General features: G+C 73.7%; 17 protein-coding genes and 1 tRNA gene. 6 read left to right on the top strand and 12 right to left on the bottom strand.

Translation table 11 applies throughout. The features are described from left to right. Both folE and ftsH read right to left on the bottom strand, forming a co-directional pair. The gene (gene folE / locus EUS26_RS07220) at positions 1 to 618 is read right to left on the bottom strand and encodes a GTP cyclohydrolase I FolE (RefSeq protein WP_130012647.1); all 618 of its coding nucleotides are present in this window, start codon (positions 616 to 618) and stop codon (positions 1 to 3) included. After that, positions 596 to 2,641 carry an ATP-dependent zinc metalloprotease FtsH gene (ftsH, locus tag EUS26_RS07215; protein WP_420329996.1) on the bottom strand — a complete coding sequence of 682 codons (2,046 nt, stop codon included), beginning with the start codon at positions 2,639 to 2,641 and terminating at the stop codon, positions 596 to 598. The genes folE and ftsH overlap by 23 nt, the downstream gene beginning before the upstream one ends. 233 nt (positions 2,642 to 2,874) lie before the next feature. Between ftsH and EUS26_RS07210 the strand changes: the two genes are divergently transcribed. After that, on the top strand, positions 2,875 to 3,696 hold the full coding sequence (locus EUS26_RS07210) for an LLM class flavin-dependent oxidoreductase (RefSeq protein WP_130012646.1): 822 nt from the start codon (positions 2,875 to 2,877) through the stop codon (positions 3,694 to 3,696). A gap of 81 nt (positions 3,697 to 3,777) precedes the next feature. Here the strand turns inward: EUS26_RS07210 and hpt are convergent, their stop codons facing one another. The 4 genes from hpt to EUS26_RS07190 all read right to left on the bottom strand — a co-directional run bounded on the left by hpt (position 3,778) and on the right by EUS26_RS07190 (position 8,134). Next, complete coding sequence (gene hpt, locus EUS26_RS07205) at positions 3,778 to 4,329, bottom strand: hypoxanthine phosphoribosyltransferase (RefSeq protein ID WP_058892107.1); 552 nt, start codon at positions 4,327 to 4,329, stop codon at positions 3,778 to 3,780. 70 nt (positions 4,330 to 4,399) lie between these two features. Next, complete coding sequence (gene tilS / locus EUS26_RS07200) at positions 4,400 to 5,398, bottom strand: tRNA lysidine(34) synthetase TilS (protein ID WP_130012644.1); 999 nt, start codon at positions 5,396 to 5,398, stop codon at positions 4,400 to 4,402. 4 nt (positions 5,399 to 5,402) lie between these two features. Then, complete coding sequence (locus tag EUS26_RS07195; RefSeq protein WP_130012642.1) at positions 5,403 to 6,548, bottom strand: zinc-dependent metalloprotease; 1,146 nt, start codon at positions 6,546 to 6,548, stop codon at positions 5,403 to 5,405. Between the two features lie 47 nt (positions 6,549 to 6,595). Next, on the bottom strand, positions 6,596 to 8,134 hold the full coding sequence (locus tag EUS26_RS07190) for a D-alanyl-D-alanine carboxypeptidase/D-alanyl-D-alanine-endopeptidase (protein ID WP_130012640.1): 1,539 nt from the start codon (positions 8,132 to 8,134) through the stop codon (positions 6,596 to 6,598). A 91-nt stretch (positions 8,135 to 8,225) separates the two neighbouring features. Here EUS26_RS07190 and EUS26_RS07185 point away from each other — a divergent pair, with 91 nt between their 5' ends. The 3 genes from EUS26_RS07185 to EUS26_RS07175 all read left to right on the top strand — a co-directional run bounded on the left by EUS26_RS07185 (position 8,226) and on the right by EUS26_RS07175 (position 10,708). Next, complete coding sequence (locus EUS26_RS07185) at positions 8,226 to 8,744, top strand: inorganic diphosphatase (protein ID WP_130012638.1); 519 nt, start codon at positions 8,226 to 8,228, stop codon at positions 8,742 to 8,744. A 219-nt stretch (positions 8,745 to 8,963) separates the two neighbouring features. After that, positions 8,964 to 10,493 (top strand): DUF3352 domain-containing protein, encoded by a 1,530-nt coding sequence (locus EUS26_RS07180; protein ID WP_130012636.1) that lies wholly within the window; start codon positions 8,964 to 8,966, stop codon positions 10,491 to 10,493. A gap of 141 nt (positions 10,494 to 10,634) precedes the next feature. Next, positions 10,635 to 10,708 (top strand) — tRNA-Thr (locus EUS26_RS07175). A 122-nt stretch (positions 10,709 to 10,830) separates the two neighbouring features. Here the strand turns inward: EUS26_RS07175 and EUS26_RS07170 are convergent. From EUS26_RS07170 to EUS26_RS07150, 5 genes are read right to left on the bottom strand one after another with little or no spacing between them, the layout of a single operon-like run. Next, positions 10,831 to 12,405 carry an alpha/beta hydrolase gene (locus EUS26_RS07170; RefSeq protein WP_130012634.1) on the bottom strand — a complete coding sequence of 525 codons (1,575 nt, stop codon included), beginning with the start codon at positions 12,403 to 12,405 and terminating at the stop codon, positions 10,831 to 10,833. A gap of 37 nt (positions 12,406 to 12,442) precedes the next feature. Next, entirely contained in the window at positions 12,443 to 13,606 is a 1,164-nt protein-coding gene (locus EUS26_RS07165; protein ID WP_130012632.1) for a DNA polymerase III subunit delta', read from the bottom strand. Next, positions 13,603 to 14,268, bottom strand: a complete 666-nt coding sequence (gene tmk, locus EUS26_RS07160) for a dTMP kinase (protein WP_130012630.1) — start codon at positions 14,266 to 14,268, stop codon at positions 13,603 to 13,605. Before tmk ends, EUS26_RS07165 begins: the two co-directional genes overlap by 4 nt. A gap of 58 nt (positions 14,269 to 14,326) precedes the next feature. Further along, on the bottom strand, positions 14,327 to 15,091 hold the full coding sequence (locus tag EUS26_RS07155) for a MerR family transcriptional regulator (protein WP_130012892.1): 765 nt from the start codon (positions 15,089 to 15,091) through the stop codon (positions 14,327 to 14,329). 43 nt (positions 15,092 to 15,134) lie between these two features. Continuing rightward, positions 15,135 to 15,674 carry an Lrp/AsnC family transcriptional regulator gene (locus EUS26_RS07150; protein WP_130012628.1) on the bottom strand — a complete coding sequence of 180 codons (540 nt, stop codon included), beginning with the start codon at positions 15,672 to 15,674 and terminating at the stop codon, positions 15,135 to 15,137. 173 nt (positions 15,675 to 15,847) lie between these two features. Between EUS26_RS07150 and EUS26_RS07145 the strand changes: the two genes are divergently transcribed. Then, on the top strand, positions 15,848 to 17,050 hold the full coding sequence (locus EUS26_RS07145; RefSeq protein WP_130012626.1) for a trans-sulfuration enzyme family protein: 1,203 nt from the start codon (positions 15,848 to 15,850) through the stop codon (positions 17,048 to 17,050). Between the two features lie 13 nt (positions 17,051 to 17,063). On the opposite strand, the gene topA is transcribed toward EUS26_RS07145, so the two are convergent. Continuing rightward, positions 17,064 to 19,790 (bottom strand): type I DNA topoisomerase, encoded by a 2,727-nt coding sequence (gene topA / locus EUS26_RS07140; RefSeq protein WP_130012624.1) that lies wholly within the window; start codon positions 19,788 to 19,790, stop codon positions 17,064 to 17,066. Positions 19,791 to 19,893: 103 nt separating this feature from the next. Here topA and EUS26_RS16905 point away from each other — a divergent pair, with 103 nt between their 5' ends. Next, positions 19,894 to 20,673, top strand: coding sequence for a hypothetical protein (locus tag EUS26_RS16905; protein ID WP_165368538.1), 780 nt, complete (start codon positions 19,894 to 19,896; stop codon positions 20,671 to 20,673). Positions 20,674 to 20,691 lie beyond the last annotated feature (18 nt).

The raw sequence follows: 20,691 nt of genomic DNA, 5'->3' as shown, positions 1-20,691 counted from the left end.
TCAGCGGCCCATGACGAGGCTCATCGCCTCGGCGCGGGTGGCCTGGTTGCGCAGCTGGCCGCGGACGGTGGAGGTGACGGTCCGCGCCCCGGGCTGGCGCACCCCGCGCATCGACATGCACAGGTGCTCGGCCTCGACGACGACGAGCACGCCGCGCGGGGCGAGGTGGTCGACCAGGGCGTCCGCGACCTGGGTGGTCAGCCGTTCCTGCACCTGCGGGCGGCGGGCGTAGACGTCGACGAGCCGGGCCAGCTTGGACAGCCCGACGACCCTGCCGTCGCGCCCGGGGATGTAGGCGACGTGGGCCGAGCCGTGGAAGGGGACGAGGTGGTGCTCGCACACGCTGTAGAGCTCGATGTCCTTGACGAGGATCATCTCGTCGTGGTCGACGTCGAAGGTCGTGCCCAGCACCTCGCGCGGGTCCTGCCGCAGCCCGGCGAAGATCTCGGCGTAGGACCGGGCGACCCGGGCGGGCGTGCCGCGCAGCCCGTCCCGGTCCGGGTCCTCGCCGACCGCGAGCAGGATCTCGCGGACCGCCGCCTCGATGCGGGGGTGGTCGACCGGTCGGTGTGCGGGCGGCTCGCCCGCCCCGGCCTCAGGCGTGACCGGGGTCGACATGGCCGCCCTCGGGCACCTGGACCACCTCGGACGGGGGGTTCTCCTCCCCGACCTCGGTCAGCGGGTGGTGGCCGTTGGCCATGGCCCGCCGCTCGGCCTCGGTGAGCACCGGGCCCGCCTCGTGGATCGTGCGGGCGTCCGAGGAGAGCCAGACCGGGCGCACCGGGCGCCTGCGGATGTCCTTGAAGACCTCGGCGATCGCGTCGGCGTTCAGCGTCTCCTTCTCCAGCAGCTCCAGCACGAGGGCGTCGAGGATGTCGCGGTTGTCGTTGAGCGCGTGCCAGGCCTCGTCGTGCGCGGCCTCGATGAGCCGGCGCACCTCCTGGTCGACGACACCGGCGAGGTTCTCCGAGTAGTCCCGCTCGTGGCCCATGTCGCGCCCGAGGAAGACCTCGCCGCCGGCCGAGCCGAGCTTGACCGCACCGACCCGCTCGGACATCCCGAACTGGGTGACCATCTTGCGGGCCAGGCCGGTCGCCTTCTCGATGTCGTTGGCGGCGCCGGTGGTGGGGTCGTGGAAGACGAGCTCCTCGGCCACCCGCCCGCCGAGCGCGTAGGCGAGCTGGTCGAGCAGCTCGTTGCGGGTGGTGGAGTACTTGTCGTCGGCCGGCAGCACCATCGTGTACCCGAGCGCCCGGCCGCGCGGCAGGATCGTCACCTTGCTCACCGGGTCGGTGTGGTTCATCGCCGCCGCGACGAGGGCGTGCCCGCCCTCGTGGTAGGCGGTGATCTTCTTCTCCTTGGCGCTCATCACCCGGGTCCGCTTCTGCGGGCCCGCCATGACGCGGTCGATCGCCTCGTCGAGGTCGGCGTCGGTGATGACCTGCTCGTTCTTCCGGGCGGCCAGGAGGGCGGCCTCGTTGAGCACGTTGGCCAGGTCGGCGCCGGAGAAGCCCGGGGTGCGTCGGGCGATGGTCATGAGGTCGACGTCGCCCAGCGGCTTGCCCTTGCCGTGCACCTGCAGGATGTGCAGGCGGCCCAGCATGTCCGGGGCCTCGACGGCGATCTGCCGGTCGAAGCGGCCCGGGCGCAGCAGCGCCGGGTCCAGGATGTCGGGACGGTTGGTCGCCGCGATGAGGATGACGTTGGTCTTGACGTCGAAGCCGTCCATCTCCACGAGCAGCTGGTTGAGCGTCTGCTCGCGCTCGTCGTGCCCGCCGCCCATGCCGGCGCCGCGGTGCCGGCCGACGGCGTCGATCTCGTCGACGAAGATGATGGCCGGGGCGTTCTCCTTGGCCTGTTCGAAGAGGTCGCGGACCCGCGAGGCGCCGACGCCGACGAACATCTCGACGAAGTCGGAGCCGGAGATGGAGTAGAACGGCACGCCGGCCTCACCGGCCACGGCGCGGGCCAGCAGGGTCTTGCCGGTGCCGGGCGGGCCGTAGAGCAGCACGCCCTTGGGGATCTTGGCGCCGACCTCGAGGAACTTGCGCGGCTCGGAGAGGAACTCCTTGATCTCGTGCAGCTCCTCCACCGCCTCGTCGGAGCCGGCGACGTCGGCGAAGGTGACCTTCGGCATGTCCTTGGTCGCGAGCTTGGCCTTGGACTTCCCGAACTGCATGACCCCGCGGCCACCACCCTGCATACGGGTCATCAGCCACAGGAAGAGCGCCAGGATGAGCAGCAGCGGCAGGAAGTTGACCAGGATCGAGACGAAGACGTTCTGCCGGGCCGGGTCGTCGGTCCACCGCTCCGAGGGCGGGTTGGCGTCCAGCGCCTCGATGACCTGCGGGCCGCGGGCGTCGACGTAGAACGCCTGCACCTGGTCGGTCTCGCGCACGTCGTCGCTGGAGAAGGTCTCGCCGTCCTCCAGGGTCAGGTCGATCCGGTCCGGGGTGACGACCGCCTCGGCGACCTTCCCGTCCTCGATCAGCTGCAGCGCGTCGGCGGTGTCGATCCTGCTGTAGGGGCTCTGCGACAGCAGCGAGTACCACAGGATGCCGAGGCCGAGGAAGAGGAAGACCCACATCCACGGGCTGGGCTTGGGCCGCTTGCTGGGCCTGTTGGTCGGGGCAGTGCTCATATCAGTGACGTTCGGGGGCCCACGGGAGTCCCCCGGTCCTCCTGGTCGGTGGTCCGGCAGTGAATCTTCTGCCCGTCAACGCGCGGCAGATGGACAGTGTTCCACCTCCCCCGGGGGCTCCGCCGTCGGGCACCCCCGCCGGGGCTTCGCCCCAGACCCCCACCTCACCAGCACCCTGGTGCGTCCGCTCGTGGCACCCTCGGCGCGCCCGCACCCCGGCTACGGTGACGCGTATGACGCCCCTCGGCCTGATCTTCCCGCCGGACCAGCCCCCGGAGCGGCTGCGGGAGGCGGCCGTGGCCGCGGAGGCGGCCGGGCTGGACGAGCTGTGGCTGTGGGAGGACTGCTTCAAGGAGAGCGGGGTCGCGCCCGCGGCGGCCGCCCTCGCCTGGACCTCGACCCTCCGGGTGGGCATCGCCCTCATGCCGGTGCCTCTGCGCAACGTCGCGCTGACCGCGATGGAGATCGCGACGCTGGCCCGGCTCTTCCCGGGGCGCTTCCTGCCGGCGGTCGGGCACGGGGTGCAGAGCTGGATGGGGCAGACCGGTGCCGGGGTCGCCTCACCCCTGACGCTCCTGCGCGAGCAGGTCGAGGCGCTGCAGAGCCTGCTGCACGGCGAGCAGGTGTCGCGGCAGGGGCGCTACGTCACCCTCGCCGAGGTCGCCCTGGACTGGCCGCCGCAGCAGGTGCCGCCGCTGCTCGTCGGTGCCCAGGGGCCGCGGACCCTGGCCCTTGCCGGCGAGCTCGGCGACGGCGTGGTCGTGGACGTGGTGGAGCACCTGCCGAGGGCGGTGACCGCCGTGCGCGACGCCCGGGCCCGCGCGGGTCGGGAGGGAGAGCCCGACGTGCTGGTCTTCCAGCCCGTGGCCGTCGGGACCTCCGCCGAGGAGGTCGCCGAGCTGGTGCGCGCCCGGGTCGCCGAGGGGGCACGGCGGGTGGCCGTCACCGTGGTCGCGGCCCCGGGCGGGCCCCCGGAGCCCGGCCCCGCGCTCCTGGACGTCGTCCCGGCGCTGGGCCGCGCTCGCGAGCTGCTCGCGGCGACCGGCACGCCCTAGCTGTCGCCACCCTCGTGGCCGGATCCACCTCGTGCCCGACGCGCCCGGCCGCCCGCCCGCGGGCCGGCCGCCCACCGGGGCTCAGCTGTAGACGTGCGGGGCCAGGGTGCCGATGACCCGCAGGTTGCGGTACTTCTCGGCGTAGTCGAGGCCGTAGCCGACGACGAAGGCGTCCGGGATGTCGAAGCCGACGTACCGCGTGTCGATCTCCACCTTGGCGGCCTCCGGCTTGCGCAGCAGGGTGCAGATCTCCAGGCTCGCCGGGCCCCGGGAGCGCAGGTTGGCGCTGATCCACGACAGGGTGAGGCCGGAGTCGATGATGTCCTCGACGATGAGGACGTGGCGCCCGGTGATGTCGGTGTCGAGGTCCTTGAGGATCCGCACGACGCCGCTGCTCTTGGTGCCGGAGCCGTAGCTGGAGACGGCCATCCAGTCCATCTCCGCCGAGCCGGGCAGGGCCCGCATGAAGTCGGCCATGACCATGATCGCGCCCTTGAGCACGCCGACGAGGAGGACGTCCTTGTCGTGGTAGTCGGCCCACACCTCCTCGGCCAGCTCGGCGAGGCGACCCTGGATCTGCTCCTCGGTGTACATCACCTCGGCCAGGTCCTCACCCATGTGCTGTGCGTCCACGCAGCCTGCTCCTTCGTCGTCCGGCGCTGTCGACCCGGGTGGTCACGCGCCCGCGTCGAGGACCATCCAACTATGCCTCACGCCGCACCTGCACCCCCTCCCCCGTCCGGGCGGCCCGCACCCCGCCGGGCAGGTGCAGCGGGCCCTGCCCGCGCCAGTGCGTGACGAGGGCGTCGACCGCCCGCAGGTGCTCGCCGGTGAGGTCGGTGCCGGGGCTGCCCTTCTCCAGCGCCAGCCGGCGCCACAGCCGGGTGCGGACCGCCCGGGGCAGCGCCTCGAGCGCCCCGACCGCCCAGGGCTGCTCCCCCAGCTCGAGGTATGCCGTGTCCGCCAGGGCGCCGAGCGCGTCGGCGTCGTCGCGGGCCAGGTCGGCGGTGCGCGCCAGGTTGGCGGCGAGGCCGGGGCCGAGATCGGCCTCGAGGGTGGCGAGCGCCTGCCGGGCGCGGACCCGCGCGAAGCGGCGGTCCTCGTTGTGCGGGTCGTGGAACGGCGTGAGACCCAGCTCGGCGCAGGCGGTCTCGGTCTGCTCCCGGGACAGCCCCAGCAGCGGCCGGCCGAGCAGCAGCCCCTCGCCGAGGGGGCGCCGGTCGGGCATACCGGCCAGCGAGCGGGTCCCGGACCCCCGGGCCAGGCCGAGCAGGACCTGCTCGGCCTGGTCGTCGCGGGTGTGGCCCAGCAGGACCGCGGAGGCACCGAGCCGGCTCGCGGCTCCCTGCAGCGCGGCATACCTCGCCTCCCGGGCGTCCGCCTCCGGCCCGGCGCCCGTGCTCCCCACGGACACCCGGACCACCTCCACGGCCGACCCGTCCGGGAGCAGCCGGCGGCAGTGCTGCGCCGCCCCCCGCGCGGTCTCCTCCGAGCCCGGCTGCAGCCCGTGGTCGACGACGACCGCGGCGACGGCGTACCCCTCCCGCGGTGCGACGAACCCGGCGGAAGCCACGAGGGCGAGGGAGTCGGGGCCGCCGGAGCAGGCGAGCACCAGGAGCGCACCCGGCTCCGGGCCGGCGTCGTGCAGCCACCGCCGCACTGCGACCCGCGCGGCGGCCAGCGCCGGCGGCGGTCCGGGCACCGGCTCAGCCGTGGACGCGGGCGACCCAGGCCTGCGGGTCGGCGATCTCCGCCGGGCGCGGCAGGGTCTCCGGCGAGGTCCACACCTGGTTGAAGCCCTCGACCCCGACCTGGTCCTGGACGGCGCGGACGAAGATCGCGCCGTCGCGGTACTGCCGCATCTTGGCCTCCATGCCCAGGAGCCGGCGGAGGAGCTTGTCGACGTTGCCGGCGCCCTTGCGCCGTTGGGTGAACTTGCGGCGGATGTCGGCGACCGTGGGGATGACGCTGGGCCCGACCTCGTCCATGACCACGTCGGCGTGCCCCTCGAGCAGCGACATGACCGCGGTCACCTCGGCCAGCTTCTCCCGCTGCTCCGGCGTGGCGACGACCTGGGTGATGTCCTCCTCGCCGCGGATGACGCCGGGCAGGGCGGTGGCGATCTCCATCAGCCGCTGGCCGAGGTCCTCCGGCTCGGGCATGATCCGGGTGCCCATGCTGCGGGCCCGCTCGATGAGGTGCTCGCGCAGCCAGGGGACCGCGGTGAACTGCACGCGGTGGGTCTCCTCGTGCATGGCGACCCAGAGCCGGAAGTCGCCGGGGTCGACCTCGAGCTCGCGCTCGGCCGCCAGGATGTTGGGCGCGACGAACATCAGCCCCGGGGTGCCCTGCGGCGCCAGGTCGTACTGGCCCAGCACCTTGGTGGAGATCCAGGACAGCAGGCCGGCCACCTCGGTGCCGGTCACCTTGGCCGAGATGGCCTGCGAGGTCGCACCGAGGTCGGGCAGCTCCCGCCCGGCGCGCTCGGCCCGGGCCCGGTCGGAGGCGCGCTTCTTGCGGACGACCTCGTCGAGGACGGGCGCCAGCATCGCGTCCATGGACGCGCAGTTGGCGCGGATCCACCCGGCCCGGTCGACGACCAGGGCGTCCGGGGTGCCGGGAGGCGTCGACAGCCGGGCCGTGGTGGCGACCGGGTCCACCGCCCGCGCGGCCGCGGACCTCAGGTCGGCGACCAGCTCGGTGATCTCCCGGCGGCTCGCCCGCGGCCCGGGAGGGGCGAGACGCGCCGCCGCCGCGGCGGCGAAGTCCCAGTCCACGAGGGCGCTGCCGCGCACCTCGTCGACGGCGGGGGCGGTGGTGTCGTCACCGGTGGTGGCGGGATGGTCGCTCATGTGGTGACGGTATGCGCTCGCGCGCCCCGGCGGCGACCCGGGACGGGTCAGCAGCCGCAGCGGGCGAGGTCGGCGACCACCTCGTCCAGCACCGACGCCGCCTCGATCGCCGCGGAACCCTCGTCGATGTCGTCGGCGGTCATGGCATAGACGAGCAGGCGTCCGTCCCGCGTGACGACGGTGCCGGCGAGGGAGCTGACGCCGGGCAGCGTCCCGGTCTTGGCCCGGGCGTTGCCCACGGCCGGGTCGTGCACCTCGAGGTGGAACCGGGTGGCGAGGGTGCCGGTGTAGCCGGCGATCGGCAGGCCGCCGGCGGCCAGCACCTCCTGCAGCCGCGGGTGGGAGCCGTCGGCACCGGCGACGAGCACGTCGGCGACGGCGGCGACCGGGATCAGGGTGCCGTCGGACAGCCCGCTGGCGTCGACGATCCGGACGCCGGTCATGTCCAGGCCGTAGTCGTCGACCATCGTCTGCCGGATCCACGCCGTCACCGACTCCTGGTCCGCGGCCTCGCCGTCGGCCACCGCCGCCTGGCGGGCCAGCTGCTCGACCATGGCGTTGTCGCTCGTCGCCAGCGCCAGGGCCAGCACGTCCCGGGCGGCCGCGGACTCCACGCTCGCGAGCTCGCGCGCCTCCGCCGGCACCTCGACCTCCGGGGCCCGCGTCTCGTCGTCGCCGGCGCCCGCGACCTCGACGCCCTGCTCGGCGAGCGCCTCCCGGAAGACCCTGGCCACCTGCTGCTCGGGCGAGCGGGGCGAGGGGTTGAACGGTCGGGCCCGGTCCCCGGAGCGGCCCAGCTGGACGACCCGCCCGGCGAAGCCCTCCGCGACCCACCGGTCGATCCACGTGGGCACGGCGTCCGGCCCCTCGGCGTAGGTCAGGTCCAGGCTCACCCGGACCGGGCCCTCGGGGGCGTCCTGCCCGTCCCCGCCGGCGAGCGAGGCGGCGGTCTGCCCGGCGAGGTCGGCGATGCCCGCGTGGCCGGCGACGGCCTCCGGGTCCCCGTCGCCGTCGGCGAGGAGCATGTCCCCGCCGGCCACGAGGACCACCTCGTCCGGGTCGGCGCCGGCGACCACCCGGGTGGTGAAGGTGCGGTCGCCCTCGAGGGCGGTGACGACGGCCGCGGCCGCCAGGAGCTTGGTGGTCGAGGCGGGGGTGACGAGGCGCGAGGAGTAGCGGTCGCCCAGCGGCTCGCCGGTCAGCGCGTCCCGGATGGCGACGGCCCGGCGGGTGGTGCCGCCCAGCCAGGTGCTGTCCAGCTCGTCGCTGACCTGCCCCGACACGGCCCCCCGGTCCGGCACCGGGGCCGCGGTGACCGGGCGCAGCGGGCTGGTGGACGCGGCGATCCGCGGGCGCACCTCGCCCGGGGTCGGCGGGGGCTCGGCGGTGACGTCGGCCCGGTCCTCGGGAGCCGGCTCCTGGGTGGCGCCCGAGGCCGGTTCCTGGGTGGCGCCCGCTCGCGCGGTCGCGCCGGCGAGCGGGGCGGACGTCGCCGGCGCGACCACCCCGACGACCACCGCGAGCGCGGCGACCGGCGCGAGGGCATACCGTGGGCTGCGGCGGGGCGTGCTGGCCAGACGTCTCACCGGCGTGTCGACCTCCCTCGTCCACGACCCCCAGGATGAGGGACACTGGTGGCCGAGCCTATGCCGTCCCCCGAGCCAGAGAGAGCACCAGATGCAGTTCGACGTGACGATCGAGATCCCGCAGGGCAGCCGCAACAAGTACGAGGTCGACCACGCGACCGGCCGGATCCGGCTGGACCGCATGCTCTTCACCGCCACCCGCTACCCGGCGGACTACGGCTACATCGAGGAGACGCTGGGCGAGGACGGCGACCCCCTGGACGCCCTGGTGCTGCTGGACGAGCCGACCTGGCCGGGCTGCCTGGTGCTCGCCCGACCGATCGGCATGTTCCACATGCGCGACGAGGCCGGCGGTGACGACAAGATCATCTGCGTGCCGGCCGAGGACCCGCGCAAGCTGGGCATCCAGACCCTGGACGACATCGGCACCCACACCCGGCTGGAGATCCAGCACTTCTTCGAGGTCTACAAGGACCTCGAGCCCGGCAAGTCCGTCGAGGGCGCCCACTGGGCGGGCCGCGAGGAGGCCGAGCAGTGCTACCTCGAGGCCGTGAAGCGGGCCAAGGACGAGGGCATGTCGACGGCCCGCTGGCCGATGCCGCAGCACTGAGCCCACCCGCCGGACCGTCCGCCGGCCCCGGCCGGGCCGAAGGTGGCAGGCCACCTGACCTCCTGCGGAACCATCCGAGGCCTCCCCTCGTCGTACCGGTGCACGGGGCCGACACCCGTGCCGCTCGCGGTACCATGGCCCGCACCGGGCCACCGGCGACGACGACGTCCGTGGCGTGCAGGCGCGCGGCATACGACAGGGGATAGTGGGATGACAACGGTGAACGAGACGACCGGTGAGGTCAGCGAGGGCGGGCGGAAGACGCCGTGGCTGCTCGTGGGCGGGGGTGTCGCGGCAGCCGCTCTCATCGGGGGTGGCACGGCGGCGGCGCTCATGCTGGGTGGCGGCGGGGACCGCCCCGACAGCGTCCTGCCCGGCGACGTCGCGGCCTACGCCCAGGTCGACCTCGACCCCTCGGCGGGGCAGAAGGTCGCGGCCGTGCGCTTCTTCCAGGGCCTGGACGCCGAGATGGACGAGCGCCTGTCCGACGGCGAGTGGCGCGAGTGGGTCTGGGAGCAGATCGAGGAGGAGGGCGACGTCCCCGGTGACGTGTCCTTCCAGGAGGACATCGAGCCCTGGCTCGGGGACCGCGCGGGGATGGTCGTCATGGGGGCCGGCGAGGGTGAGGAGCCGGTGGTCGCCGTCGCGCTGCAGGTCAAGGACGGCGACGCCGCGATGGCCTTCCTCGACGAGCACGTCACGGAGGACTCCGAGGAGGTCGGCTACTACCTGGAGAGCGACTACGTCGTCTTCAGCGAGGCCGACACGATCGAGGCCGTCCGCTCGGCCGCCCAGTCCGGGACCCTGGCCGACAACGACGACTTCACCTCCGACATGGACGACCTCGGCGAGCCGGGGGTCATGGCGATGTGGGCCGACCTGGCGCAGTCCGACGAGATCGACCCCGCGGCCTTCGACCCGAGCCTGCAGATGACCCAGGAGGAGCTCGGCATGGGGGCCGAGCGACCGGAGGTCGCCGGGCGCATGGCCGCCACCGTGCGGCTCACCGCGGACGCGATCGAGATGCACGGCATCAGCCGCGACGTCACCGGTATGGCGTCGCTGCCCGCCGGCGGCAACGCCGACAACCTCGTGACCCAGCTCCCCGCCGACACCGCCGTGGCCATGTCGCTGGAGCACGGCGACGAGATGGTCCAGTCGCTGTGGGACCTCTACGGCGAGGACTACGCCGAGGAGCTGCAGCAGGCCACGGACGCCGCGGCCGAGCAGGGTTTCTCGCTCCCCGACGACCTCAAGGTGCTCCTCGGTGAGTCGATGACCCTGGCCGTCGGGCCGGGCATCGTCGACGCCGTGACCGGCATCTCCCAGACCGACCCGTCGGTGCCCGAGCTCCCCCTGGTCTACCGCGCCACGACCGACACCGCGCGGGCCCAGGAGCTGCTCAACGACAACGGCATGGGCGCCGGGGTGCTCGTGGTCCGCGAGGACGACGGGACCCTCTCGCTCGGCACCGACCAGGCCTACGTCGACGCGGCGGCCGAGGCCGGCGGTGAGACGCTGGGCGACAGCGAGCTCTTCACCCGGGCGGTCGCGGACGCGGACGAGGCCCAGTCGACCTTCTTCGTCGACGTCGCACCCTTCGAGCAGTACTACCTGCCCGAGGTCGAGGACGAGAACGCCCGCACCGCGCTGGAGAAGCTCGCCGCGGTCGGCATCTCGAACGTCACCGAGGAGGGCGGCGACAGCCGCTTCACCCTCCGGATGGTCGCCGACGCCGACGCGGAGTGACCCACCCCCGGGCGACGACCGCCCGGGGCACCGGCAGACCCCCGGTGGCAGGCCCGACGGAGCCGCGCCACCGGGGGTCGCTGGTTTTGGGGGCCCCGAGCAGGTCGGGTATCCTCGTCGAGTTGCCCGGGCGGGTGACACGCCGCCTTAGCTCAGTCGGCCAGAGCGATTCACTCGTAATGAATAGGTCACCGGTTCGATTCCGGTAGGCGGCTCCGCTGCAGCACCCACGACGCCCCCGACCACCGGTCGGGGGCGTCGTCCGTGGTGCGCCGCCTGCTCCAGCTGCGGCATACCCACGGTGCATCTCGTGGGGACACGGGCTGGGCCCGGTCGCTCAGCAGGTGGTGCCGTCGGCCGGGACGGTCCCCTCGAGCAGGTAGGCGTCCACGGCGTCGTCGACGCAGTCGTTGGAGCGGCCGTAGGCGGTGTGGCCGTCGCCGTCGTAGGACAGCAGCACGCCGGAGTCCAGCGTCTCGGCGAGCCCCTCGGCCCACTCGTAGGGCGTGGCCGGGTCGCGGGTGGTGCCGATGACGAGGATGGGGGCGGCCCCCTCGGCCGAGTAGTCCTCGACCGTCTCGCTGGCCTGCGCCGGCCAGTACTCGCAGGCGCCGTCGCCGGCGAGGTAGCGGCCCCAGGTCGGCGACACCTCCTCGAACTGCTCCTCGACCGCGGCCGAGTCCAGGTCCTCGCCGCCGTCCTCGGCCGGACGGTCGAGGCAGTTGACCGCGTAGATGGCCTGCATGCCGTTGCCGTCGTAGCTGCCGTCGCTGCTGCGCGAGGCGTAGAGGTTGGCGAGGTACATGAGCATCGTCCCGTCGCCCTGGAAGGCGAGCTCGAAGGCCTGGGACAGGATCGGCCACGCGTTCTGGTCGTACATCGCGACGATGATGCCGTACATCCCCCAGCCCTCGGTCAGCTCGCCCGCGGCGTCCTCGCCGACCGGGAGCGGCGCGGCGTCCAGCTCGTCGAGGAAGGCGGGGATGCGGGCCATGGCCGACTCGACGTCCGAGCCCAGCGGGCACTCACCGCCGGCGACGCAGTCCTCGACGTAGGCGCGGGTGGCCCGCTCGAAGCCCTCGGCCTGGCCGAGCCCCATCTCGACACCGGTGAGCTCGGGGTCGATGGCGCCGTCCAGCACCAGGCGGCCCACCTGCTCGGGGAACAGCGCCGCGTAGGTCGCCCCGAGGAAGGTGCCGTAGGAGGCGCCGAAGTAGGTCAGCTCCTCGTCGCCGAGCGCGGCCCGCAGCACGTCGACGTCGCGGGCGGCCTCCACGGTGGAGAGGTGGTCGATGAGGTCGGGCGCGTTGTCGCCGCACGCCTGCGCGAAGTCCTCGACCAGCTGCTGGGAGGCCTCCTCCTCCGCGGCGTCGTCCGGGGAGGGGTCGGAGGAGAGGAACTCGTCCATCTGTGCGTCGTCGAAGCAGGTGATGGGGGCGGAACGGGCGACCCCGCGCGGGTCGAAACCGACGACGTCGTAGGCCTCGCGCACCGGGGCGGAGATCGCCATACCGGCGCTCATGGCGTAGTCGACGCCCGACCCCCCCGGCCCCCCGGGGTTGACCACGAGGGAGCCCCGCGCCTCGCCCCCGGCCGGGTCGCGCAGCAGCGCCAGGTCGATGGTCTGCCCGTCCGGCTCGGCGTAGTCCAGCGGGACCGTCAGCGAGGCGCACTCGAAGCCGCCCTCGCAGCCGCTCCAGACCAGCTCCTGGGAGTAGAAGTCCTCGAGCCCCTCCGGCGCGTCCTCGGCGAGCGGGGTGGAGGTGGCGGCCTCCGGCTGGTCGCCCTCCGCGGCGGTCGACGGTGACGAGCTCGCGTCGGCGTCCGCGGGGGCGTCCGCCTCAGGGGCGTCGTCGGTGCAGGCGGCCAGCAGCGCGGCCGCGCTCAGGCCGGCGACCAGCCTCATCGTCATCGAGCTTCGCACGTGGTGTGTCCCTTCCCGTCTCGTCTCACCCCCGGGGCAAGAGCAACCCAATCATCATGGCCTCCAGGACCAGCAGCGGCGCGCCGTTGGCGACGAGCCGCCGGCGCGCCTCGCCGATCGTCTCCAGCGCCCCGAGGAGGCCCTCTGCGGTGAAGGAACGTGCGAGCCGCTCGATCTGCTCCGGCTCGCTGGCGTTGATGCGCTCCACCGACGCGCCGGCCGCCACGAGCAGCGCGTCGCGGTAGACCGAGGCGAGGTCGGTGAGGGCGGCGTCGATGCTGTCGTGCTGCTGCCGCTTGGCCTCCGCCTTGAGCCGGTCGTCGAGGCGGCGCAGGTGGGCCCGCACCGAGGGCGGCTGGGTCCGGGCGGACGCATCGGCCCCCAGCTGCTCCAGCAGGTCGCGCCGCTGCTCCTCCGCGTGGTCGGCCGAGGTCGCCTTGGCACCCTCCCCGGCCTCGTCCACGAGATCCTGCGCGGCCCGCAGGGCGTCGCCCAGGGTCACCAGCGACAGGGGTATGCCGGTGATCTCGCGCCGGCGGGCGCGGGCGTGCTCGTCGGTCGCCAGCCGCCGCGCGATGCCGATGTGGCTCTGCGCGGCGCGCGCCGCGTAGTGCGCCATCGCCGGGTCGATCCCGTCGCGCTCGATGAGCAGGTCGGCGACCGCCCCGGCGGAGGGGGTGCCGAGCCGCACGTGCCGGCAGCGCGAGCGGATGGTCACCAGGACGTCCTCCAGGGACGGGGCGCAGAGCATCCACACCGTGCGTGCCGTCGGCTCCTCGAGGGACTTGAGCAGCGTGTTGGCCGAGTGGTCGTTGAGCCGGTCCGCGTCCTCGACGACCATCACCCGCCACCGGCCGAGGCTGGGCCGCGCCTGCGCCTCGAGCACGAGCTCTCGGGCCTCGTCGACCTTGATGAAGGTCTGCTCGGTGTCGACGATGCGGACGTCCGGGTGGCTGCCGGCCATGACCATGCGGCACGGCTGGCACCGCCCGCACCCCACCTGCTCCGGGCCGCCCTCCAGCTGCTCGCACTGCAGCGCGGCGGCGAAGGTGCGGGCGGCGACCGACCGTCCCGACCCGGGGGGCCCGGTGAACAGCCAGGCGTGCGTCATCGCGGCCGGGTCGCCGGCGGCCCGGCGCAGCGTCTGCACCACCCGGGGCTGACCCACGAGCTGGGCGAAGACGCTCACCGGAGGTGCCCCAGCAGCGGGGTCACACGCTCGCGGACCTGCTCGGCGAGCCGGCCGGCGTCGGCGTGCGCGTCGAGCACGAGGTAGCGGTCGGGGTCGCGGGAGGCGAGGTCGAGGAAGCCCTGCCGCACCCGGTCGTGGAAGGCGTCGGCCTCCCGCTCCAGCCGGTCGTGGACGCGGCCGCGCCGCGCCCGACCCTGCTCGGCGCTGACGTCGAGCAGCACGGTGAGGTGGGGCTGGAGCCCCTCGGTCGCCCACAGCGACAGCGCGCGCACCTCCTCGTGCCCCAGCGCGCGGGCCGCCCCCTGGTAGGCCACCGAGGAGTCGAGGTAGCGGTCGGTGATGACGACCTCGCCCCGGTCCAGGGCGGGCCGGACCACGGTCGCGACGTGGTGCGCGCGGTCGGCCGCGAAGATCAGCGCCTCCGCGCGCGGGGACACCGAGCCGTCCTCACCGTGCAGCACCAGCTCGCGCAGGGTGCGCCCCAGGGCGGTGCCGCCCGGCTCGCGGGTGTGGCGCACGACATACCCCTCGCCCTCCAGCCACTTCCCCAGCCGCGCGGACTGCGTCGACTTCCCCGCGCCGTCCCCGCCCTCGACGGCGATGAACAGACCCCGCCCGGCACCGCGTGCGGCGGTGGTGGGCGGGGTCGGCTCGGTCACGTGGGAAGCCTACGGGACGGGTATGACGTCCCCTCCCGGCGATCCACAGAGCTCCGGCTCACCCGCGGGCGGCGTTGGCGACGACCGCGTCGTGGACGTACTGCGCCAGCCCCGGGGCGATGTCCTCGTAGGTCTTCGTGAACCTCGGGTCGGTGACGTACATCTGCGCGATGGCGGCATGCATCTCCCGCGGGCAGTCGTAGAACCACCGGCAGATCTGCTGGCGGGCCTCCTCCGCGAGCTCGGTGCCGGTCGCCGAGTCGGGCGCCCGCCCCTCGCGCATCGCCGCGACGAAGCGCGCGTTGAGGTCGTCCTGCTCGTCCTTGACCTGCTGCCACTGCTGCGCGGTGTAGCCCGCGGCGCGCTCACGGCTCTGCGTCCACGCCTCGGTGTCACCCCAGCGCTGCTCCGCCTCCACGGCGTAGTCGTCGTCGAAGTCGTCGCCGAAGATCCGCCGCATCTCCTCGGTGCTCACCTGGTTGTCGTTCATCTCGTCCTCCAGTGCTGCGTCGATCAACCGGGTCAGCTCGTGCAGCTGCCCGATCCGGTCCGTGACGCTCGCCCGCTGCCGCCGCAGGTGGCCGACCACGTCGGCGTCCTGGTGCAGCAGCGCGGCGATCTCCTCCAGCCCGAAGCCGAGCCGGCGGTAGACCACGACGTGCCGGAGCCGGGCGAGGTCCGCCGGGGTGTAGAGGCGGTAGCCGGCGAGGCTGCGCCCGCCCGGCACCACCAGACCGATCTCGTCGTAGTGGTGCAGCGTGCGGATGCTCACGCCCACCTCGGCGGCCACCTGGCCGACCGTCCACGTCTCCTGCGTCGTCATCTGCGTCACCCGCCCCAGCGTGCAGCCTCACGGAGCGTGAGGGTCAAGCCTCGTCGGCGGGGCCCTCGTCGGCGGGGCCCTCGTCGGCGGGGCCCTCGTCCTCGGCCGTCAGGGTGCCCCTGCCGCGCAGCGACTCGAAGATGAGGCTGGTCTCGGCGTGCAGCACGCCGGGCCGGTTGGTGAGGTGGTCGAGCACGAAGTCGCGCAGCGCGTCCGCGCTCGGCACCGCGACGTGCACGTAGTAGTCGATGGCACCCGAGACGTGGAACGCGCCGAGCACCCCCGGCAGCAGCGGCACCTCGCGGGTGAACTCCTCGAAGTTGGCGCGCCGGTGGCCGCCGAAGCGGATGGCGATCATCGCCTCGACCGGTCTCGCCACCGCGACGGGGTCGATGTCGGCGTGGATGCCGCGGACGACACCGCGCTCGCGCAGCGACCGGACGCGGACCAGGCAGGTGGACTCGGCGATGCCGACCTCGCGGGCCAGCATGGCGTTCGACATGCGCCCGTCCACCTCGAGCAGGCGCACCAGCGCCAGGTCGGTGTCGTCGAGGGGCTTGTCGTCACGAGGATTCTTCGGCACGGGATCAGGGTATGCCGCCCCTCACCCGGCCGGGCGCCGCGCCGGTCCGGATCGAGGCGCTGATGCTACGGCCGACGCGTGGCGTTCCGGGACGAACATCGTCAGGACGCGGATCGTACCGCTGATCCTGTGGCGTCCTTGAACTTTCGACGCAGTTTCTCCATCATGGCGGTATGGCACTTCCCCGTCCCGACCTCGACACCCGCGCCGTCCATGCCGGCCGCGCCGACCTCACCGCGCTCGGGGTGCACGTCCCGCCCATCGACCTGTCCAGCACCTACCCCCTGCCGGACGTCGAGTCCGGTGGTGAGGCCTACGACCAGATGGCCGGGGGCGGAGCGCGCCTGGACGGGCAGTCGGCCGTCTACCAGCGGCTGTGGAGCCCGGGCGTCGCGCGCTTCGAGGAGGCGCTCGCCGAGCTCGAGGGCGGCGAGGCCGGGGTGGCCTTCGCCTCCGGCATGGCCGCCCTCAGCGCCGTGCTGCTGGCGTGCACGGGCGCCGGCACCCCCCACGTGGTCGCGGTGCGGCCGCTCTACGGCGGCTCGGACCACCTGCTGGCGACCGGCCTGCTGGGCACCCGGGTGACCTGGGCCGACCCCGAGGGGGTGGCCGGGGCGATCGAGGCCGACACCGGTCTGGTCGTCGTCGAGACCCCGGCCAACCCCACCCTGGACCTGGTGGACCTGCGCGAGGTCGTCGCGGCCGCCGGCGACGTGCCCGTCCTCGTGGACAACACCTTCGCGACCCCCGTGCTGCAGCGCCCATTGGAGCTGGGGGCGAGCATCGTCTTGCACTCGGTGACGAAGTTCCTCGCCGGGCACGGCGACGTGCTCGCGGGGGCCGTCGTCACCTCGGAGGCGTGGGCGCAGCGGATCCGCCCGGTCCGCGCCGTCACCGGCGCCGTGCTGCACCCGCTGTCGGCCTACCTCGCGCACCGCGGCCTGCAGACCCTGCCGCTGCGGGTGCGGGCCCAGCAGGAGGGCGCCCAGGTGCTGGCCCGGTGGCTGCGCGGCCACCCCGCCGTGCAAGGGCTCTACTACCCCGGGGCGGACGGCGACCCGCGCCGGCTCATCGGTCGCCAGATGGCCGGCCCCGGCGCCGTGCTGGCGATCGACCTCGGCAGCTACGAGGCCGCCGCCGCGGTCGCCCAGGGCTGCCGCCTCATCACCCACGCCGTCTCCCTCGGCGGGGTCGACTCCCTCGTCCAGCACCCCGCGGCCCTGACCCACCGACCGGTGGCCGCCGAGGCCCGGCCGGGAGCCGGCATCCTGCGCCTGTCCGTGGGCCTGGAGGCACCGGAGGACCTCATCGACGACCTGGAGCAGGCGCTGGCCGTGCTCGCGCGCGGCCAGCGCCCCGTGACCACGTCGGTGTGAGGCGCGGGCCGGCTCAGGACTTCTTGGGCGACGCCTTGGTCGTGCTGCTCTTCTTCGCGGGGGCCTTGCGCGTGGTCTTGGACCTGGTCGCCGGCTTCTTGCGGGTCGTCGGCCCCTTGGACCGCTTCTCCGCGATGAGCTCGAAGGCCCGCTCCTCGGTCAGCGTCTCCGGGTCGTCGCCGCGGCGCAGGGTGGCGTTGGTCTCCCCGTCGGTGACGTAGGGCCCGAACCGGCCGTCCTTGACGACGACCTTGCGGCCCGACACCGGGTCCTCGCCGAACTCCGCGAGCGGTGGCTTGACCGCCCCGCGACCGCGCTGCTTGGGCTGGGCGTAGATCGCCAGCGCCTCCTCGAGGGTGATGTCGAAGATCTGCGCCTCGGTCTCCAGCGAGCGGCTGTCGGTCCCCTTCTTGAGGTAGGGCCCGTACCGGCCGTTCTGCGCGGTGATGTCCACGCCCTCGGCGTCCTGGCCGACGACCCGCGGCAGCGAGAGCAGCCGCAGCGCGGTGTCCAGCTCGATGGTGGCGAGGTCCATGTCGGCGAAGAGCGACCCGGTGCGCGGCTTGACCTTGGCCTTCTTCTTCGCGCCCTTGGCCTCGCCGTCCTCGTCCTCGACCACCTCGGTGACGTAGGGGCCGTAGCGGCCGTTCTTGGCGATGATCTCCCGGCCGGTCTCGGGGTCGGTGCCGAGCACCCGCCCGTCGTCGGCGGCGGCCGCGAGCAGCTCCTCGGCCTTGGCCGCGGTCATCTCGTCCGGGGCGATCTCGTCGGGCACCGTCGCCCGCCGCGGCGTCTCGCCGTCCTCGCCCGGCAGCTCGACGTAGGGGCCGTAGCGGCCGACGCGCACGACCGTGCCGTCGCCGGTCGTCACCGCGGACACGGCGCGGGCGTCGATGTCGCCGAGGTCGGCCACGAGGTCGCGCAGGCCCTGCGTGCTGCTCGCCTGGTCGCCGAAGTAGAAGCGCTGCAGCCAGGCGACCCGCTGCTCCTCGCCGTTGGCGATCTTGTCGAGGTCGGTCTCCATCGACGCGGTGAAGTCGTAGTCGACCAGCCGCGGGAAGTGCTGTTCGAGCAGCTGGGTGACCGCGAAGGCCAGCCAGGTCGGCACCAGCGCCGAGCCGCGGCTGTGGACGTAGCCACGGTCCTGGATGGTGCCGACGGTCGCCGCGTAGGTCGAGGGCCGGCCGATGCCGCGCTCCTCCAGCGCCTTGACCAGGGTGGCCTCGGTGTAGCGGGCGGGCGGGCTGGTCTGGTGGCCCTGCGCGTCGGCCCGCAGCGTCTCCAGCGCGACGCCCTCGCCCAGCTTCGGCAGCCGCATACCCATCGCGCTGTCCTCGCCGTAGCGGCTCTCGTCGCGACCCTCCTCGTAGGCGGCGAGGAAGCCGCGGAAGGTGATGACGGTCCCCGAGGCGGAGAACTCGGCGCTGGAGTATGCCGTGCCGCCGGCCCGGGTGCCCTCGGGCAGGGTGGCGGTGAGCTTGACGCTGGCGGTCGAGCCCTTGGCGTCGGCCATCTGCGAGGCGACGGTGCGCTTCCAGATGAGCTCGTAGAGGGCGTACTCCCCGCCCCGGATCTCCCCGGCCACCTGGGCCGGGGTGCGGAAGGAGTCACCCGCGGGGCGGATCGCCTCGTGCGCCTCCTGGGCGTTCTTGCTCTTCTTGCCGTAGGTCCGCGGGGTCTCGGGCACGAAGTCGGCGCCGTACATGTCCCGGGCCTGGCTGCGGGCGGCGCTGACCGCCTGGCTCGACAGGCTGGTCGAGTCGGTGCGCATGTAGGTGATGTAGCCGTTCTCGTAGAGCCGCTGCGCGGTGCGCATGGTGCTCTGGCTGTTCATCCGCAGCTTGCGCGAGGCCTCCTGCTGCAGGGTGGAGGTGGTGAAGGGCGCGGAGGGACGGCGTGTGTAGGGCTTCTCCGACACCTCCCGGACCACGACGTCGGCCTCCCGGGTGCCGGCGGCGATCGCCTCGGCCGCCGCGGCGTCCAGCTGCACGGCGTTCCTCGTCTTCAGGGTCCCGTCGTCGGCGAAGTCACGGCCGCTGGCGACCTTGGACCCGTCGATGCCGGTGAGCTTGGCCTCGAACCCCTGGCCGCTGTTGCCGCCGGGGGCGAACTCCCCCTCGACGTCCCAGTAGGACGCCACCGTGAAGGCCATGCGCTCGCGCTCGCGCTCCACGACGAGGCGGGTCGCCACCGACTGCACGCGGCCGGCCGACAGCCCCTGCTTGACCTTGCGCCACAGCACGGGTGACACCTCGTAGCCGAAGAGCCGGTCCAGGATGCGCCGACTCTCCTGCGCGTCGACGAGGTGCGTGTCCAGCTCGCGGGTGTCGTTGACGGCCCGCTGGATGGCCTCCTTGGTGATCTCGTGGAAGACCATGCGCCGCACGGGGACCTTGGGCTTGAGCACCTCGAGCAGGTGCCACGCGATGGCCTCGCCCTCGCGGTCCTCGTCGGTCGCGAGGAAGAGCTCGTCGGCGTCCTTGAGCGCCCGCTTGAGCTCGGTGACCTTCTTCTTCTTGTCGGCGTCGACGACGTAGTAGGGCTCGAAACCGTCGTCGACGGCGATGGCGAACTTGCCGTAGGGCCCCTTCTTCATCTCCGCCGGGAGCTCTGAGGGGTTCGGCAGGTCCCGGATGTGGCCGACGCTCGCGTCGACCCGGAAGTCCTTGCCGAGGTACTCGCCGATCTTCTGGGCCTTCGCCGGGGACTCGACGATGACCAGCTTGGTGCCAGGTGCCACGGTTCTCCTTCGCCCCGTGTGCCGCGGATTCGTCGCGACCTCCGACACGGGACCTCGGGCGTCACCGTAGCCCATGGTGAGCCGCGGGCTACGCTGGCTCCCTATGGCGGCGAACGGCACGACCCCGACGAGCGGCACGACCCGGTACGGCGGCCGTGCCCTGACCCGCAGGGCGAGGTCGGCCGCCGTCCTCCTCGCGCTGGGCACGGTGCTGCTCGCGGGCTGCGACGACGACGCGGGCGGGGGCTCGGACGAGGCGGGGTCCGACGCGGGTGCGGCCTCGACCGGGTCGCCCGAGGCCGAGGGCGACGGCTCCGGCGACGGGGCGGACGGCACCGGGGGCGCACCCGACACGCAGCCGGCTCCCCCTCCCACCGAGCCTGCCGACATCGAGCCCGAGCGCGGCGACCGCAGCGTCTCCGAGGACGGCTCGACGATCACCGTGCAGGGCGACCGGGCCGCGTTCGTCACGCCCACCGGCAACCTCGCCTGCGTGCTGAACGGCCCGAGCGCGTCCTGCCAGCTGCTCGACAAGACCTACTCGCCCAATCCCGACCACCTGGTGGAGGACGGGGTCGGCGAGTGCCCGGTCGACACGGCCGACACCATGGTGCTCACCGATGCCGGGGGCGCCTGGACCTGCCCGCCAGAGCCGCTCTCGGGCATCGCCGCCGCCGACCAGGGCGGATGGTGGGCGGACGCGGCCGGGGCGCCGACGACCGGGGTGCAGGACACCGACGCCGCGGTGCTGGAGTACGGCTTGACCCTGCGGGTCGGGGACACCACCTGCCTGTCCTCCGAGGACGGCGTCACGTGCCGCAGCGCCGAGCTGGGCCGGTCGTTCTTCATCTCCCGGGGCGCCTACCGCTTCGGGGCCCTCTGAGGGTCGGCCGTCCGGGTC

The organism is Serinicoccus sediminis, from assembly GCF_004153545.1.
Taxonomy (GTDB): Bacteria; Actinomycetota; Actinomycetes; order Actinomycetales; family Dermatophilaceae; genus Ornithinicoccus; species Ornithinicoccus sediminis_A.
This window is presented reverse-complemented; position numbering and strand designations above follow the sequence as displayed.